This window comes from Melittangium boletus DSM 14713, assembly GCF_002305855.1.
Classification (GTDB): Bacteria; Myxococcota; Myxococcia; order Myxococcales; family Myxococcaceae; genus Cystobacter; species Cystobacter boletus.
The window spans coordinates 3,314,582-3,329,731 of sequence record NZ_CP022163.1 but is presented as its reverse complement, the minus strand read 5'-3'; the positions used below and the strand labels follow the sequence as shown (position 1 = coordinate 3,329,731).

Annotated in this window: 10 protein-coding genes; 7 read left to right on the top strand and 3 right to left on the bottom strand. The window is 70.2% G+C overall.

Annotation, left to right across the window (positions count from 1 at the left end; genetic code table 11):
- Positions 1-8: 8 nt before the first annotated feature.
- The 6 genes from MEBOL_RS13905 (at position 9) to MEBOL_RS13880 (ending at position 10,199) form a co-directional block, all read left to right on the top strand.
- Positions 9-446, top strand: a complete 438-nt coding sequence (locus MEBOL_RS13905; RefSeq protein ID WP_095977882.1) for a bpX5 domain-containing protein — start codon at positions 9-11, stop codon at positions 444-446.
- Positions 443-2,242: a hypothetical protein gene (locus MEBOL_RS13900; protein WP_157774943.1), complete on the top strand. Its 1,800-nt coding sequence runs from the start codon at positions 443-445 to the stop codon at positions 2,240-2,242. The genes MEBOL_RS13905 and MEBOL_RS13900 overlap by 4 nt, the downstream gene beginning before the upstream one ends.
- Complete coding sequence (locus tag MEBOL_RS13895; RefSeq protein ID WP_095977880.1) at positions 2,239-4,899, top strand: bpX6 domain-containing protein; 2,661 nt, start codon at positions 2,239-2,241, stop codon at positions 4,897-4,899. The genes MEBOL_RS13900 and MEBOL_RS13895 overlap by 4 nt, the downstream gene beginning before the upstream one ends.
- A gap of 356 nt (positions 4,900-5,255) precedes the next feature.
- On the top strand, positions 5,256-5,633 hold the full coding sequence (locus tag MEBOL_RS13890; protein WP_095977879.1) for a helix-turn-helix domain-containing protein: 378 nt from the start codon (positions 5,256-5,258) through the stop codon (positions 5,631-5,633).
- Positions 5,634-5,716: 83 nt separating this feature from the next.
- A complete protein-coding gene (locus MEBOL_RS13885; RefSeq protein ID WP_245919733.1) occupies positions 5,717-8,656 on the top strand; it encodes a TonB family protein in 2,940 nt (979 codons plus the stop codon).
- An 88-nt stretch (positions 8,657-8,744) separates the two neighbouring features.
- Positions 8,745-10,199 carry a choice-of-anchor D domain-containing protein gene (locus MEBOL_RS13880; protein WP_095977877.1) on the top strand — a complete coding sequence of 485 codons (1,455 nt, stop codon included), beginning with the start codon at positions 8,745-8,747 and terminating at the stop codon, positions 10,197-10,199.
- Here the strand turns inward: MEBOL_RS13880 and pdxR are convergent.
- The 3 genes from pdxR to MEBOL_RS13865 form a co-directional block, all read right to left on the bottom strand.
- The gene (pdxR, locus tag MEBOL_RS13875; RefSeq protein WP_095977876.1) at positions 10,186-11,649 is read right to left on the bottom strand and encodes a MocR-like pyridoxine biosynthesis transcription factor PdxR; all 1,464 of its coding nucleotides are present in this window, start codon (positions 11,647-11,649) and stop codon (positions 10,186-10,188) included. The genes MEBOL_RS13880 and pdxR overlap by 14 nt on opposite strands.
- Before the next feature lie 60 nt (positions 11,650-11,709).
- Positions 11,710-12,129, bottom strand: coding sequence for a cupin domain-containing protein (locus MEBOL_RS13870; protein ID WP_095977875.1), 420 nt, complete (start codon positions 12,127-12,129; stop codon positions 11,710-11,712).
- A gap of 111 nt (positions 12,130-12,240) precedes the next feature.
- Positions 12,241-12,978 carry a hypothetical protein gene (locus tag MEBOL_RS13865; protein ID WP_095982772.1) on the bottom strand — a complete coding sequence of 246 codons (738 nt, stop codon included), beginning with the start codon at positions 12,976-12,978 and terminating at the stop codon, positions 12,241-12,243.
- Between the two features lie 635 nt (positions 12,979-13,613).
- Here MEBOL_RS13865 and MEBOL_RS13855 point away from each other — a divergent pair.
- Entirely contained in the window at positions 13,614-15,146 is a 1,533-nt protein-coding gene (locus MEBOL_RS13855) for a GspE/PulE family protein (RefSeq protein ID WP_095977873.1), read from the top strand.
- Positions 15,147-15,150: the final 4 nt, after the last annotated feature.

The window sequence follows — 15,150 nt, the reverse complement described above, 5'->3', positions numbered from 1 at the left end:
CCTCGCGCATGGACGTCTCTCCTCCTGTCGTCTGGGCCGCGCGGCCCCACCCCCTGCCCGCGCTCGCGGTGGCGGGCGTGGGTCCGGTGGCGCTGGGGCTCGCGCGGCGCGCCCTGGCGGCGAGTGACACGCAGCTCGCCCGGTGGAGCGGCGTGGCCGGCCCCGGCGTGCTCGTGCTGCTGGGCGACACCGACTCGCTGCCCTGGGCCGAGGGCGTCGTCTACCTGGGCCGCGATGCCCAGGCGCCCTCGCTCCTCCTGCCGTGCACGCTCGCGCCGGACGTGGCTCCCGCGCTGCTCGAACGCGCCCTCGTCACCCGCGCCCGGGGCGCCACGCCGCTCGCCGTCCTGCCCCGCTCGGGTCACCTCGTCCCCGTGGGCGCCGCGCGTCCCATCTCCCGCCAGGCCCTGGAGGAATGGCGCGAGGGGAATCGGGACGCTCCGTGACGGCCCTGCCCGAGTCCCTGCGGCCCTGGGCGGCTCACCTCGCCCTCTTTCCCGAGGAGCTGTCGCTCGCGCTGGGCGGCCCCGTGGCGAGGCTGGCCGCGGCGCTCGGCCCCTTGCGCCTCCGGGGAGACGCCGAGGGGGACGAGCCCCAGGGCTATGACGGCCTCACCCGGCGCGGCGCTCCCGAGCGGTTGCTCATGAGTGAATGGCTCCTGGCGCTGGAGGCCCCGGACGAGTTCGTGCGCCGCGCCGCCTTCGGGGAGCAGGCCCATCTGCGGCCCGCCTTCCGCCAGCCCCGGAGCGGGCGCCGCTGCGTGGCCTTGTTGGACGCGGGGCCGGAGCAACTGGGCGCGCCCCGCATCGCGCACTTGGCGCTGCTGGTGGTGCTCGCCCGGCGCGCCGAGGCCGCGGGCGCCGACTTCGTCTGGGGGGTGCTCCAGGCCTCTCCCCACAAGGGGCCCGCTTCGCGCGTGGATGCCGCCACGCTCGGCCCGTGGCTCAAGCACCCGAGCGCCGAGCCTCCCTCCGAGGAGCGGCTCGCCGCGTGGCGCGAGGCGCTCGAGGGCGCGCATGGGTCCGACGAGGTGTGGCTGGTGGGGGGCTCCCGTCTGGCGCGGCTGCCGGGTGCCGAGGGGCTGTCCCGCGTGGCCGTGGACGAGGTGCTGGAGCCGGGGGCGCGGCGGCTCTTCGTGGAGGTGCGGCCTTCCGCGGGGAGCCCGCGTCAGGTGGTGTTGGAGTTGCCTCCCGCGCCCCAGTGCGTGCGATTGTTGAGGGATCCCTTCGGCTCCGCCACGCCCCGTCCCTCGTCGCACGCGAGCGCCGTGCGCTTCCTGCGCTTCTCCTTGGATGGGCAGCGGCTGCTCCTGACGCATGCGGATGGCGCTGTCTCGGCTCAGGCGCTGGCCCACTCGCCCCGCGCCACCGTGCCCAGGCCCAAGCGCTACCAACCCCGGGATGGCGAGGCCGTCGTGGCCTTCGGCTGGCGCGCCACGGGTGGACTGCTCGTGCTGACCCAACGCGAGGGCTTGCTCCGCGCGCATGGCGGGCTGCGGGGGCATCACTCTGGACGAAGCTGGACGCTCGATGCGCATACGCCCTTCGTCCTCCCCCTCCGCGATGCGCCTCCCTTGCTGGCCCTGAGCCGGTGGGATGAGCAGCGCCGGGAGACGCCCCTGGTGCTCGATGCCCGGAGCTCGCTCCACGCGCTCCAGGTGGACCTCCCGTGGTCGCCCTCGGCGCGGCCCGTGCTCGAGAACGTCCGCGCGCTCGCCGAGCTCCGGGGGCGTCTCTTCTTCGTGAGCGGGGCGTTTCCGGGCGATTCCGTCCCGGACTCCTTCCTGACCGGCTGCCTGGGGGATTGGTCGCGGCGGTTGACGGAGAATCCCTCGGCCGAGGCGCACTTCGCCCTCTGCCGGCCCCTGCCTCGCAAGAAGGCGGGACCTCCCCTCGCGCTGCGCGAGCCCTCCGGAGTGTGGTGGCTGGGACGGGACTCGTATGAGGTTGGCGGTGCGCGGCTCGCCGTGCCCGAGGGACAGCGGGTGGTGGGCTTCGCTCGCTGGCCCGTCGACTCCGAGGAACTGGGCCTGGTGGTGCTCGCCGAGGATCAGCGCTCCTTCTTATTGCTGACGGAGCGGGGCCCCGAGCGGCTGACGATGGCGCCGGGCCGCGTGCGCTCCTGTTGCTTCAGCCACGCGCTTCCGCTGCTGGCCTGGCTCACGGAGGAGGGGCTGGTGGGGGTCTGGAGCCTTCAGCACCGAGCCCTCGTCTTCAGCTCCACGCCAGGAGGTACCCGATGAGCCCCGTGCGTCCGCGCGCGCAGGTCCACCGGGGCCGGGTGGTCGTGGCCGCGCTCTGGTTCGAGCCGGCGTTGCTGGGCGAGGCCGAGGCCCGGCGGCGCGTGCTGACCGCGTGGGCTCCGGGCGTGGAGGTGTTCTCGCTCGCGGGGGGGTTCCTGCTGCGGTGGGCGGCGCCCGTGCGCATGGACTGCGCCGCGGCGCCGGGACTCGTCTTCACGCAAGAGGAGGGGGTCCTGTGGTCCGCGCCCCTGTCTCCCACCGAGCGCGAGCGCCTGTCGCCTCCGCCAGGAAGCGTCGTGCGGGTGCGCGCGGGGACGGCGGAGGTGCATCCTCCCGGGGCCTTCGGGCGGGTGGACGTGTCGGCCTGGCTCGAGACGTCCGGGTGGAGCGTGGTGCCCGTCGTGGGGCTGGGCGCGCCTCCTCCGCCGGTGGTGGCTCCCGCTCTCGTGGCGCCGCCCTCGCGCGCGAACTTCGGCGTGGGTGCTCCCGCTCCGGAGGCCGAGGCCCTGCGGACCCGGATGGAAGGCCGAGCACCCGCCGCGCCCCCGGGGTTGTTCGCGCGGCTCCTGTCCTGGTGGCGGGCCCGGCGCACCGCCGCGCCTCCCGTGCCCCCACCCGCGCGCCAGGCGTCGTCCTCTCGGGGACCGGAGCTGTTCTCCCGGCTCACGCACTGGCTCGCCACGGCCACGCCCCTGGGCGCGTGGCTCGGCCGCCTCAAGGCCCAGTACGTGCGGCGGCTCTTCGAGCTCTTCGATGAAGGCAAGCTGGAGGAGGCGTTGCGCTACGCCATTCCCCTGGGCAAGGGGGCCCTGACGGAGCAGGCCCGCGTGTCGCTCGGCTTGCCGGGGCCGCGCGAGTCGTTGTCCATCCAGCCGCGCGGGGGCCAGGGGCGGGCGGTGTTCGGTGGCGGCCAGGTCATCTATGACGCCCTGCGCGAGCGCTACCGCGAGGCCTTCCGGAAGATGGAGCGCGAGGGCCGCATCGAGGAGGCGGCGTTCATCCTCGCCGAGCTGCTGGGGGAGGCGGAGGAGGCCGTGTCCTTCCTGGAGCGGCATGGGCGGCTGAAACTCGCGGCGGAGCTGGCCGAGGGACGGGCGCTGGCGCCAGGGCTGGTGGTGCGCCAGTGGATGTTGGCGCGGGACGTGGCGCGCGCGGTGGACGTGGCCCGGCGCACGGGCGCTTTCGCGGACGCGGTGTCCCGGCTCGAGCGCACCCACTCCACCGATGCGCGGGCCCTGCGGCTGCACTGGGGCGAAGTGCTCGCGCAGGCGGGAGACTACTTCCTCGCGGCGGACGCGGTGTGGCCCGTGGAGGAGTCGCGGGGGCTCGTCCGGGTGTGGCTGGAGGGGGCCGTGGAGGTGGGTGGCACCGAGGGCGCCCGGGCGCTGGCCCGGTTGCTGCTCGCCTTTCCCGAGCGCTTCGACGCGATGCGTCCCCGGGTGCTCGAGCTGTTGGACGCGGACGGCCCCCGGGAGGCCTCGGCGCGCCAGCGCTTCGCCAGCGACCTGGTGGGCATGAAGATGGGCGGCGCGGTGCGGGAGCTGCTTTTGCGTCAGGCCTTGCGCGCGCTCCTGCGGGACCGGGCCGCGGGCCACGTGTCCCTGGCGAAACGGGAACTCGAACGCCTCGTCCAGGAGTCGGGCGACCCGGTACTCGTGGCGGACCTGCCCACCCTGCCTTCCCAGCGCCCTTCCGCTTTCGCCGAGCCCGTGAATCGGGTCTTCGGCGAGGACGCGGGCGGCCCCTGGCCCATTCATGACGCGGTGCCCCTGGCGGGCGGTCGCGTGCTGGTGGCGCTTGGCGAGCTGGGGGCGCGGCTGCTCGCTCCCGATGGCCGATGCGTGGCGCACTTCGACGTGCCGGCCTTCTCGCTCGTGCGCTCGTGGCATGGAGACCGGGCGCTGGCGCTCGCGCCCCGGGGAGAGCTCCAGCGGGTGTCTCGGCTGGACCTCGTCCGGCGCCGGGCCGAGCCCTGGTGCGACCTGCGGGCCGATGCCTTCGCTCGCGAGTACGACGGCGGCCTGTGGTTCGTGGCCGAGCGGAACACGGTGATGGCGCTGGACGCGCTCGCCTCCGAGCCCCGGGCCTTGTGGCGGGTGCGGGAGGTGGGCAGCGAGGTGGTGGGAATCGCGGCGGATGCCTCCTTGATGAGCGCCGTGTGCGTGTACCCGCGCCCCGACGGATCCTCTTCTTACGAGCGCTGGTCCTATGCGCTGCCAGGAGGCCCCACCCTCCGCTCCCGTCAGGGGCTGGACTCCACCGTGCTGGGTGGCGGGTCCTCCAACCACCTGTCGCTGAGGGCGGATGGGGAGATGACGTTGAACTCGAGCGCCGGGGCGGGGGTGCAGTGGGTGCCTTCGGTCTTGCCCATGCGTGCATACCGGCCCGCCCTGCCCGAGGCAGGGGAGCCCGTGTTGGAGATTCACCTCGGGAGTTCCTGGCTTGGGCTCCTGGAGGCACCACCGGAGAACCCCGGCCACACCCTGCGAGTGCTGGACAGGGGGGGCCGCGTGTACGCGCGGCTGCGCTTCGAGGGCTCCCACCCGGGTGCCGCCGCGCGTCTGGTGGATGACGCGCTGCTGTTCTTCGACGCGAGGGGCTGGCTCGTCCGGGTGGATCTCCCGCGGACGGAGGTGCGCCGGATCGTGCCGCGTTGAGGGGGGAGGCCGCTCGGACCCCCCTCTGGAGGGGGCGGGAGGCCGGACGCGCGGCGGGGACGTCACGCGGAGTCATTTCTGGGTGGAGGTGACAGGTCCTCCATGAAGAACAGGATGTAAATGGTCACGCCCTCACCTGTTGGCTCTGGCTCGTGAGACCACCCAAAGCGTTGGGTTCACCTCTGAGCGGAGGCGCTGGATGCAAGCGGGATGCAACCCGCTCAACCCCCCGTTGGATCGAGCACTCTTAGAGTCCCTGGTTTTCCGAACTACCCCTCCTGTCCTGTCGCGAAACGCCTGTCCGACCCTAATCAACCGGCCCGATGGGTCGCCTTACCGAGGGCCAGGGAATCACGATGGGACAACCTTCGACCAGCAAGCTGGCAGCGAACGTGGGCGAGCTCGCGCGCGAGGCCCGGGTGCGTGCCGGGTTGACGCAAGCGGACGTGGCCGAGCGGGTCGGGTTGGCGACCGAGGTGTACGGCCGCCTGGAGCGGGGCCGGATGCTGCCCAGCGTGCCGTCCTTGCGGCGCTTGTGCATCGCGCTGCGGATGCCGTCGGATTCCTTGTTGGGCCTCAACACGGGTGAAGTGCCGACCTGGGCGGCCGAGGCCTCGCCGGAGGAGTACGACGAGGTGCCCGAGCTACGTCGGCTCATGCGGACGTTGCGCAAGCTGGATGGTGCCCAGCTCAAGCTCATTGGCCTGGTGGCCTCGGCGCTGCAGAAGCGCTAGCGCACACAAGGCCGCGTTCGGGACTTGTCTTCTGGCGAGGCTCCCGGCGTCATGGCGCCCTCTTTCCAGAGGGGCGGGTATTCATGACGGTTGCGCAGGGCCGGTGGAGTGGGACGCTTGGAGTCCTGGGGCTCGTGGTGGGGTTGGCCGCGATGCCGGTGCGAGCGCAGTTGCCCACCCCCACCACCCCTCCGGGCAGCCTCCAGGAGCAGCTGACCGCGCCGCGCGTCCGGGAGGACGCGGGCATGGTGTCCCAGGAACTGGAGGTGCTTCGCGAGGGGGATGGCGGCTTCCTGGTGGGGCCGGGGGGCTCGGACGGGGGCACGCCCCGCTTCGAGCCGCCCGCGCTGGTGACGGACTCGCCCGCGCGCTACCCCGAGGCGCTCGCGGCCCAGCCGGTGCCCGGCACGGTGCGGTTGGAGCTGCTCGTGGACGCCGAGGGCGAGGTGTCCGAGGTGCGGCTGCTGGAAGGCACCCACCCGCTGCTCGACGAGGCCGCGCTCCATGCCGCCGCGGGCCTGCGCTTCTCTCCGGCGAGGGTGGACGGGGTGGCGGTGCCGGTGCGCCTCAACTTCGAGTACCACTTCGAGGCGCCCGCCCCCGTCGAGGTGTCCGAATCCGGCGCGCCCCTGCCGCCCGTCACCCTGAAGGGCCTGGTGCGCACCAAGGGCAACCGGAGCCCCATCGTCGGCGCCAGCCTCGTGTTCGACTCGCTCAAGGACGCGCCGGAGGAGACGGGGCCGGATGGCCGCTTCGAGGCCCGGCTCGGCGCGGGCTCGCACACGGTGCGCATCACCGCGCCCGGACACAAACCCGGCTATTTCCGGGAGCTGGTGCGCTCCGGCGAGTCCCTGGAGGTGGTGTACGGCCTGGAGCCGCTGGTGGTGAACCCCTACGAGACGGTGGTCCGGGGAGACCGCGAGCGCACCGAGGTGTCGCGCGTCACGCTGCACGAGGCGGAGTTGCGGGAGATTCCCGGCACGCTGGGAGACCCCTTCCGCGTGGTGATGCTCCTGCCCGGCGTGGGCAGCATGCTGTCGGGCGTGTCGTACCCGGTGGTGCGAGGCAGCCAGCCGGCCGCCACGGGCTACTTCCTGGATGGCATCCGCGTCCCCATCCTCTTCCACCTCTTCCTGGGCCCGGCCGTCATCCACCCGGACTTCATCGACACCATCGACTTCTACCCGGGCAACCCGCCCACGCCGTACGGCCGGCTCACGGGCGGCGCGGTGGAGGGCAAGCTCACGCGCCCGCGCGATGACCGTGTCCATGGCAGCGCCTACGCGGACTTCATCAACGCGGGCCTCTTCATCGAGTACCCCTTCCAGTCGACTGGCACCAACGTCTCGGTGGCGGGCCGCCTGTCCTACACGCCCTGGCTCATCGCGCTCGCGGCCAATGCCCTGAGTCCCCCGGGCGCCGACAGCTCGAAGCTGGTGCTCGACTTCTACGACTACCAGGCGCGCGTGGAGCAGACGCTGGGGCCGGGGCGGCTGCGCCTCTTCGCCTTTGGCTCCTCGGACACCTTCGGCACCGAGGCGACGACGAACGCGGGCTCCACCGCCCTGCAGTCCGTGCTCTTCCACCGCGTGGACCTGCGCTACCGGCACCCGGTGTGGGGAGGCGAACTGGAGACGGGCGTCACCGCGGGTCTGGATCGCTTCTCCCTGTCCAGTCTGGACCCCGTCGAGGGGGGCAACATCATCGATGTCGATCAGCGCAACGTCACCGGCCGCCTGGGCTACGAGCGCGAGCTGGGCCGGGGCCTGTCGCTGAGAAGTGGCCTGGACGTGGAGAGCAAGCGCGCCTACCTGTCGCTCACCAACCGGGTCAGCGCGGGCCGGGGCACCTTCAACGACATGCGCACGGACCTGCCCGTGGCGCTCGCCACGTTCAGCGGGCTGTGGGGCGAGGTTACCTGGCACGAGGAGAACTCGCCGTGGACGGTGGTGTCCGGACTGCGCCTGGACAACTACCACCTGACGGGAGGCGTCAACGCCTTCGTGGCCGAGCCTCGGGTGACGGCGCGCCGCAAGATGGGCGAGGCGCTGACGTTCAAGGGGGGCGTGGGCCTCTTCCACCAGCCGCCCACCACGCTCATCAGCCTGCCCATCGTGGACATCGCGGCGCTGGGGCAGGGGCTGCAGCGGGCGCTCCAGCTCTCCGCGGGCGTGGAGTACACGGGCCTCTGGGGCTTCGACGTGAGCCTGGATGGCTACGTGAATCCGCTCCTGCGCACGGTGGAGCTGACGCCCTTCGGCGAGGAGGACTCCTCGTCACCGTCCTTCCCGGACGTGCCCGAGCCCGTGGACCCGAGCGATCCCCGGGGACCTCCGGGCCCCCTGCGCACGGGCGTCGTGCGCCGCACCCTCCAGGAGGAGCCGCAGCCGCCGCAGGTGCCCGACCTGGGCGGCCTGGGGGACTTCCGCAGCCGGGGCCTGTCCTACGGCCTGGAATTGCTCATCCGCCGGCCGTTGGGAGGCAACTGGTTCGGCTGGCTGTCGTACTCGTTGCAGCGCAGCACGCGCCTCACGCGCTTCACGCGCTTCAACGCCTTCGACGAGCCGGTGGGCCAGACCGAGGGCTATCTCCCCTACGTCTTCGACCAGACGCACGTGGCCAACCTGGTGCTCAGCTACAAGTTCGGCAACAACTTCACCCTGGGCGGCGTGCTGCACTTCAACAGTGGCCGGCCCGAGTCCGGGCACCTCACCAGCCGGACCCTGGTGGAGGGCACGGACCGCTCCGGTCAGCCGCGTTGGGTGCGCGTGGACCTGGACCGGGTGGATCGGCTCCCGCCCTTCTTCCGGTTCGATCTGCGCCTGGCCAAGGCGTGGGCCTACGAGACGTTCTCGCTCGAGCTCTACCTGGACATGCTCAACGTGACGATCAACCAGGAGGTCCTCAGCTACGACTACTCGTACGAGTACTCGCCAGTGGGGGGCCTCACGGGCGCCCTCACCAAGAGCCCCGTGGGGTTGCCCATCGCGCTGCCCATCCTGGGCCTCAAGGGCCGCTACTGACATGCGCTGCTCACCCGATGTTCCAGACGCTTAAAAAGCGTAAGTCCAGCTTAATATCGTCCGTCTTCGAACCGATCTGGAGCAGACCATGAAGATACGAAGTGTCGTGGCCGTGATGTGCTTGGCGTTGCTGGCGGCGTGTGGGCCCGAGGAGTCCACCCTCGCTCCCAAGGAGCCCGCCGAGGAGACGTCCGCTGCACCTGCTCCGCGGATTTCCTTCTCCCTCCCCGAGGGACAACACGCCATCGACACGGCCCCGACCATCGACTTCGGGCAGGTGCGGGTGGGTACTCTATCAGTGCAGGCCCTTGTGCTGGCCAACAAGGGCTCAACGCCCACCAGGATCGAGTCGATTCAGCTCTCCGGGGGAACCGCGTTCGCTCTGGACTTCATGCCGGCGCTTCCCTTCACTCTGCAACCGCAGTCGACCCTAACGCTCGAATTGCGCTTCCAGCCCAGCTCGCGGGGCCAGGTGGCGCAGACCCTGACGATCACGAGCAACGACCCCGCCAACCCCACCGTCGCCGTGTCACTCCAGGGGGCGGGCGTGGCGCCGCAGCTCGTCGTGGAACCGTCGCCCATCCTCGAATTCGGCGACGTGCGCGTGGGCAGCAGCAAGGAGTCCATCGTAACCCTCTCCAACAAGGGAACGGCACCCCTCCTGCTCACCTCCCTGTCCATCCAGGGCCCTCCCTTCGTGCTCCTGTCTCCACCGCCATCACCGTTCGTGCTCGCTCCCTTCCAGAGCATCTCATTGAAAGTGCGCTTCGTGCCCACGGCCGAGATGGCGTTCAGGGCGCAGCTCTTGGTCACGACCGATGATCCCGCCTACTCCACTATCCCCATCGCGGTGAGCGGCCGGGGGGTGAAGCCCGTCCTCGTCGCGTCTACCTTGAGCCTGGATTTTGGCACCGCGCTCGTGGGCACCTCGGTCGCCCAGACCGTGCGTTTGCAGAACGTCGGTTCGGGCGATGCCACCATCTCCTCCACTTTTCTCACGGGCTCGTCCGACTTCTCGCTCTCCTTGCCTCCCTCGGAGTTCGTCCTGGCTCCCGGCCAGATCATGGAGATCCTCGTGAAGTACCACCCCACCCAGGCAGGTCCGGTCACCGGCACCCTCTTCTTCAACACCGATGAAGGCGCCCCTCCGTTCATCATCGACCTCAAGGGCCAGGGAAGTGGCGGCACTGGCACGGACACCGCCCTGGTCTGGGCACCGTCCGCGCTCGACTTCGGTGCCCAGCGCAAGGGAACCACCAGCACCCGGCTGCTGACCGTGACCAACGAGGGCACCAGCCCCCGGATCCTTACCTCGGTGGCACTCGATGGAAACGCCTACCCTGTCTTCGCTTCGACGACGCTCCCCATGCTCCCCTTCTTCCTGGCACCGGGCTCCAGCGTGCAGTTCCAGGTCACCTTCAACCCGGTGGCCGCGGGTGCGTTCGCGAGCGCCTTGACCCTTACGACCACGGATCCGCTCAACCCCATCAGCACGGTCGCGCTGACGGGCACGGGCACGGGCACCTCGTTCAGCGCGGACTGATGAGCGACCTCGGCCCGCCGGAGGCGGGGGGGCGCCGGGCGCGCCGGAGCAGGTCGAGCAATCGGTCGCAGTCCGAGGCAAGGCGACGTTCGACCAGATTGGTGACGCCCAGCAGCAGGCCTGAACGGCGTGGCGGCTCGGCGTACCACATGGATAGCGGCACGGGAGCCATGCCCTGGGCCAGGGCATCCGCCGCCACGGCCCGATCGTCGACGTCCTCCGGCAGGCCGAGCCGCACCGCGAGGCCGCCGGTCGAGTAGGGGATACCGATCGCGTCGCCCATCGTGGCGCGCAGTCTCGCCACCAGGGCGTCTCGCCGCGAGCGGTAGAGCCGCTTCATGCGCCGCAGATGCCGCAAATGGTGCCCGTCGGCCAGGAACGCCGTCACCGCCTGCTGTGGGGCGGTGGGCGCTGGTGCCAGGCAGGCGGCCGCCTCTCCGAAACGCGCGACGAGGGAGGGGGGCACGACCAGGAAGCCGAGCCGCAACGCCGGGCTGAGGGTCTTGCTGAAGGTGCCGATGTGCAGCACCCGGCCCTCGGGGTCCAACGACGCCAGGGCGGGGGCGGCGCGGCCTTCGAGCTGCAACTCGCCGAGGTAGTCGTCCTCGATGAGCCACGCATCGGCCGCTCGCGCCCAGTCCAGCAGGGCCAGACGGCGTGCCAGGGACAGGGTCATTCCGAGCGGGGCCTGTTGCCCCGGCGTGACGACCGCCAGATGGGCGTGCGGCGCGCGGCGTATGCCCTCGGCGACGATCATGCCCTCCTCGTCGACGGGGACCGGGACCACCGTCAGGCCAGTGAGCTCCAGCGCCCTGCGCGTGATGGGAAAGCCGGGCTCCTCCATCCAGACCGCGCCGCTCGGTCGCAAGACTTGCAGCGTGAGCCCCAGGGCGCCGGAGAAGCCAGCCGTCACGAACACCTGGGAGGGATCGCAGCGCATGCCACGGACGATGGTCAGATAGGCGGCGATTTCTCGGCGCAGCTCGAGGCGGCCGCGCGGGTCGGGATAGCTCACTGGCGCCGAGGCCGATGCTCGGGCCGCCTTCGCCATGACTCGAGCCCACATGGTGAAGGGAAAGGCGTCCTGGGCGGGCACGCCCATCTGGAAGGGCAAGGGCGGCCGCTCGAAATCGAAATCGGGGAGCATCCCGGGCAGCGGCGAGGTCTTGGCCGGCCGTTCCCTCCGAGGCAGCGCGGCGAGCCCCTGGGCGACATAGGTGCCGGCGGCACCCTGGCCGAGGATCAGCTGCTCATCGGCGAGCCGCTCATAGGCCGCGCGCACGGTGCCTCGGGCGACGCCGAGCTGGGTGGCCAGGTCGCTCCAGGAGGGCAAGCGCGCGCCGCCTACCAACCGTCCATCGTGGATGGCGTCGCGGATGCCTGCGTGAATCTGGTCGGCCAGGGAGGTCCTGGCCGAGCGATCGACCTTGAGCCGAAGCGGTGGGGGCACGCACCGGATGGTACAGGAGCCGTGTCCATGGGACAGACGCCGGTGGGCCCGCCCGTCGCCCTATTCCTTGTCGGGAGTCGTCAGTTCCTTGTCATCGGTGTCGACGACGAAGACGGCCAGGAGCTTGGCGGGCTTGGTCGCGCTGGCGTTTTCGCTGACGCCGTGATGAGAGCCGGGCGTCTCGTAGAAGCCCTCTCCGGCGCGATAGACGCGCGCCGGACCATCGTTGACCTGGCTGCGGATTTCACCTGACAGGACATGGGCGTAGATGAAGGCCGACGGAGCGTGCCGATGGGCGGGCGATGAACCACCGGGCGGGTACTCCACCACGAGGGCCTTCACCGACTTGCCAGGAATGTTGGGGATGGGTTGGGAGAAGATGGGCGTGACCGTGCCGGAGCGTCCGTTCGCATGGGCGATCGCCAGCAGGGGCAGGGAGAGCGCGCCAATGATTGCCAAGGTGAGTGAGCGGGATTTCATATCAACCTCCAGGGAGTGTGAACCTGAAGGTATGGACAAGGAGGTTCTGTGGAAAGCACCAAGACCTGCTCGGGACACTGCACCATGTGATGCGGTTGTTCCCAGGGGAACTCAGGGCTTCACGGAGCTCGGCAGGGGGTCTGGCTTCTTCACGGGCACGTAGCACTTGCCTTCATGTTCGGCCGTGCCCTTGGGGCAGGGTGCATCCCGTTTGTGTTGGATCCAGCAGCCCCCCCGGATTTCCGTTTCCCCGCCTTCAATACACGGAGGCTTCTGTTGTTCCTTGAATGGCTTCTCCGGCATTGGGTAGGCGATGGCGTCCAGGGCACGCTGCTGTCTATTCGCGAAGACCGGGGTCTCCTTGGACGCGTCATTCGTCTCCACTCGCTCGGGAGTCCGAGGCCAGAGCAGGAGCACCAGCCCCACGGACAGGGCCACCGCCACGCCCGCGAGTCCCCAGCGCATCACGGGAGCGCGTGGCCGGGAAGGCCGAGGCTCGCGCGAGAAGAGGTTCCCCCCGTCTTCCCTCCCGTCCAAGTGCGTCAGGGCATCCGCGACGCGGATGTAGCCCAGGGCCAGTTCGTGAAGCGAGGGAACCTTCTGCCCCGGCTGGCGCTTGGGGTGCACCATGAGCACGTCCGGATGGACGAAGTTCGTGGTCATCACCGCCCACTGCGTGCGCGTGCGCCAGTGGTCACCCGTTCCCGGCATCACCGCGAGCGCGGGCTCTCCCGTCTCGATGTGACGCGCTTCGTAGAGCCGACCTTCGTCCTCGGCGATACCCTGAAAGCGCTTCCCAATCTCATAAGGGCCGATCCGGCCGCCCTTCCACTCCGGCGTCTTGCTCATGTTCATTCCTCCCGACAGTCCGTTCTCCTACTCCGGATGTCGGGCCCATGTATAGACCTGAACGGTCATGGAGACCCGCGGGAAGGACACATGTTGGGCGAGACTCCATCCGGCAGCCGTCCCTGGATAGGCTCCTCACGCGAGTTCACCATCAGGTAGGAAGCCCCCGCCCAAGTGTTCTCGGGACGCGATTCCACCGAGTGGGTCTTCCTCCTCCGAGGTTCACACATGAGTCCCCAGGATTGGCGCCCCCATCTGACGACGATCGATGAGCCCATCGCCGAGGACCACTGGTCTTATACGGCCAGTGATGGAAGCACGAGGATGTCGAAAATCCTGGTCGGACGTCCTCGGCCTCTGCCTGGAGAAGAAGACCGTGCGTGGTACTGCCCGCTCTTCATCGAGGGGTACCTGCCTGGCATCAAGTGCGTGATGGGTGTCGGCCCTGTCGATGCGCTCATGAACGCAATGACCCTCGTGAGGCGATTCTTCGAGGAACACTCCGACGTCACGCCTCAAGCCCGTTGACGGAATTTGCGTGGCTGCGGACGTGGAGACTGGAAGTCTGGCTGGGTCGGGGCGAGCCGCCTCGGGGCAGGCTACTCCCGCGAGTTCACCATCGGGTAAGAAGCCCCATGCCGAATGGCCCAGAAGGCTTCTCCGAACTCTCCCAGTTTCAGCTCGATCGCAAATCCCAGCGGCTCCTCCCGGAGCCCTTCTGCCGCCGTCACCTCGTGGTGGTGCTGGGCAAGGTCGATCCGGAGCACCCGGACGCGCCGGTGACGGTGGGCATGGTGCGGCCGGACGCCGTGCACGTCCTCCAGCAGATTGGAGATCTGCTGGAGCGGCCCATCCAACCGGTGAGGCTCAACCGGTACGAGGTCGAATCCGCCCTGCAAACCGGCTTCGGGGAAGGGCCCCGCGTGCTGGCGAAGCTCGTCATCCGCCCCAGCCCGCTCTCCAAATCCCAGCCGTCCGCCGTGGAACTCGTCAACCACATCCTCGCCCTGGCGGTGGACAAGAAGGCCTCGGACATCCACATCGAGAGCTACCCGGGGGATGTGGATGTCCGCCTGCGGATCGACGGCATCCTCCACCAGATCTACACGGACATGGATCCAGAGACGGTCCAGGAGGTGGTCAGCCGGATCAAGATCCTCGCGGAGCTGGACATCACCGAGCGCCGCGCGCCCCAGGATGGCCGCATCCGCGCCGTCATCGAGCACGGCCAGGAGGATCGCAAGGTCATCGATTACCGCGTGAGCGTGGTGCCGAGCCCCACGGGCGAGGACGTCGTCATCCGCATCCTCGACGCGGACGCCGGGCTCGTTCCGGTGGGCAAGCTCGGGATGACCGAGGAGATGCAGCGCGTCTTCCTGCAACTGCTCGCCAACCCCGAAGGGCTCGTGCTCGTGACGGGCCCCACGGGCAGCGGCAAGACGACCTCTCTGTACTCGGCCCTGTCCCAGCTCAATGACGGCCGGCGGAAGATCATCACCGCCGAGGATCCGATCGAGTACTTCGTCCCCAAGGTCAATCAGAAGCAGGTCAGCGAGCAGATGTCCTATGCCACGCTGCTGCGCGCCCTGCTCCGCCAGGATCCGAACGTGTTGCTGGTGGGAGAAATCCGCGACCTGGAGACGGGCAGCACCGCCCTCAACGCGGCCCGTACCGGCCACCTCGTCCTGGGCACCCTCCACACCGCGGATGCGGTGGGGGCCATCGGGCGCTTGAGGGGCCTGGAACTGGACGACACGGACATCGCGGATGCGCTCCTGGCCATCCTGGCGCAGCGGCTCGCCCGCCGCGTCTGCGAGAAGTGCTCCGAGGAGGACTCGCCCTCCGACGAGCAGAAGGCGCTCTTCGGTGTCTTGCTGGCGGGGATGCGGCCTCGGAAGGGTCGGGGGTGTGCCCATTGCCACCACACGGGCTATCGCGGCCGGGTGGGCATCTTCGAACTGCTCCTGGTGGATCCAGGCCTGCAGGACCTCATTGTCGCGGGGGCCCACAACGCGCGGATCCGCGAGCACGCGCGGGAGCGCGGCTTCAAGACGATGGTCGACGACGCACTGGAGAAGATCGCCGCGGGGCTGACCACGCTGGATGAGCTGATTCGCGTGGTGCCCTACCGGCACATCCTCGCCGCCCGCGACGAGCGGCGCGGCTGACGCC

Bases quoted from the DNA above. Each gene is read 5' to 3' on its own strand.
- MEBOL_RS13905 (WP_095977882.1), top strand. From the start codon at position 9: ATGGACGTCTCTCCTCCTGTCGTCTGGGCCGCGCGGCCCCACCCCCTG.
- MEBOL_RS13895 (WP_095977880.1), top strand. From the start codon at position 2,239: ATGAGCCCCGTGCGTCCGCGCGCGCAGGTCCACCGGGGCCGGGTGGTC.
- MEBOL_RS13890 (WP_095977879.1), top strand. From the start codon at position 5,256: ATGGGACAACCTTCGACCAGCAAGCTGGCAGCGAACGTGGGCGAGCTC.
- MEBOL_RS13885 (WP_245919733.1), top strand. From the start codon at position 5,717: ATGACGGTTGCGCAGGGCCGGTGGAGTGGGACGCTTGGAGTCCTGGGG.
- MEBOL_RS13880 (WP_095977877.1), top strand. From the start codon at position 8,745: ATGAAGATACGAAGTGTCGTGGCCGTGATGTGCTTGGCGTTGCTGGCG.
- MEBOL_RS13870 (WP_095977875.1), bottom strand. From the start codon at position 12,129: ATGAAATCCCGCTCACTCACCTTGGCAATCATTGGCGCGCTCTCCCTG.
- MEBOL_RS13865 (WP_095982772.1), bottom strand. From the start codon at position 12,978: ATGAGCAAGACGCCGGAGTGGAAGGGCGGCCGGATCGGCCCTTATGAG.
- MEBOL_RS13855 (WP_095977873.1), top strand. From the start codon at position 13,614: ATGCCGAATGGCCCAGAAGGCTTCTCCGAACTCTCCCAGTTTCAGCTC.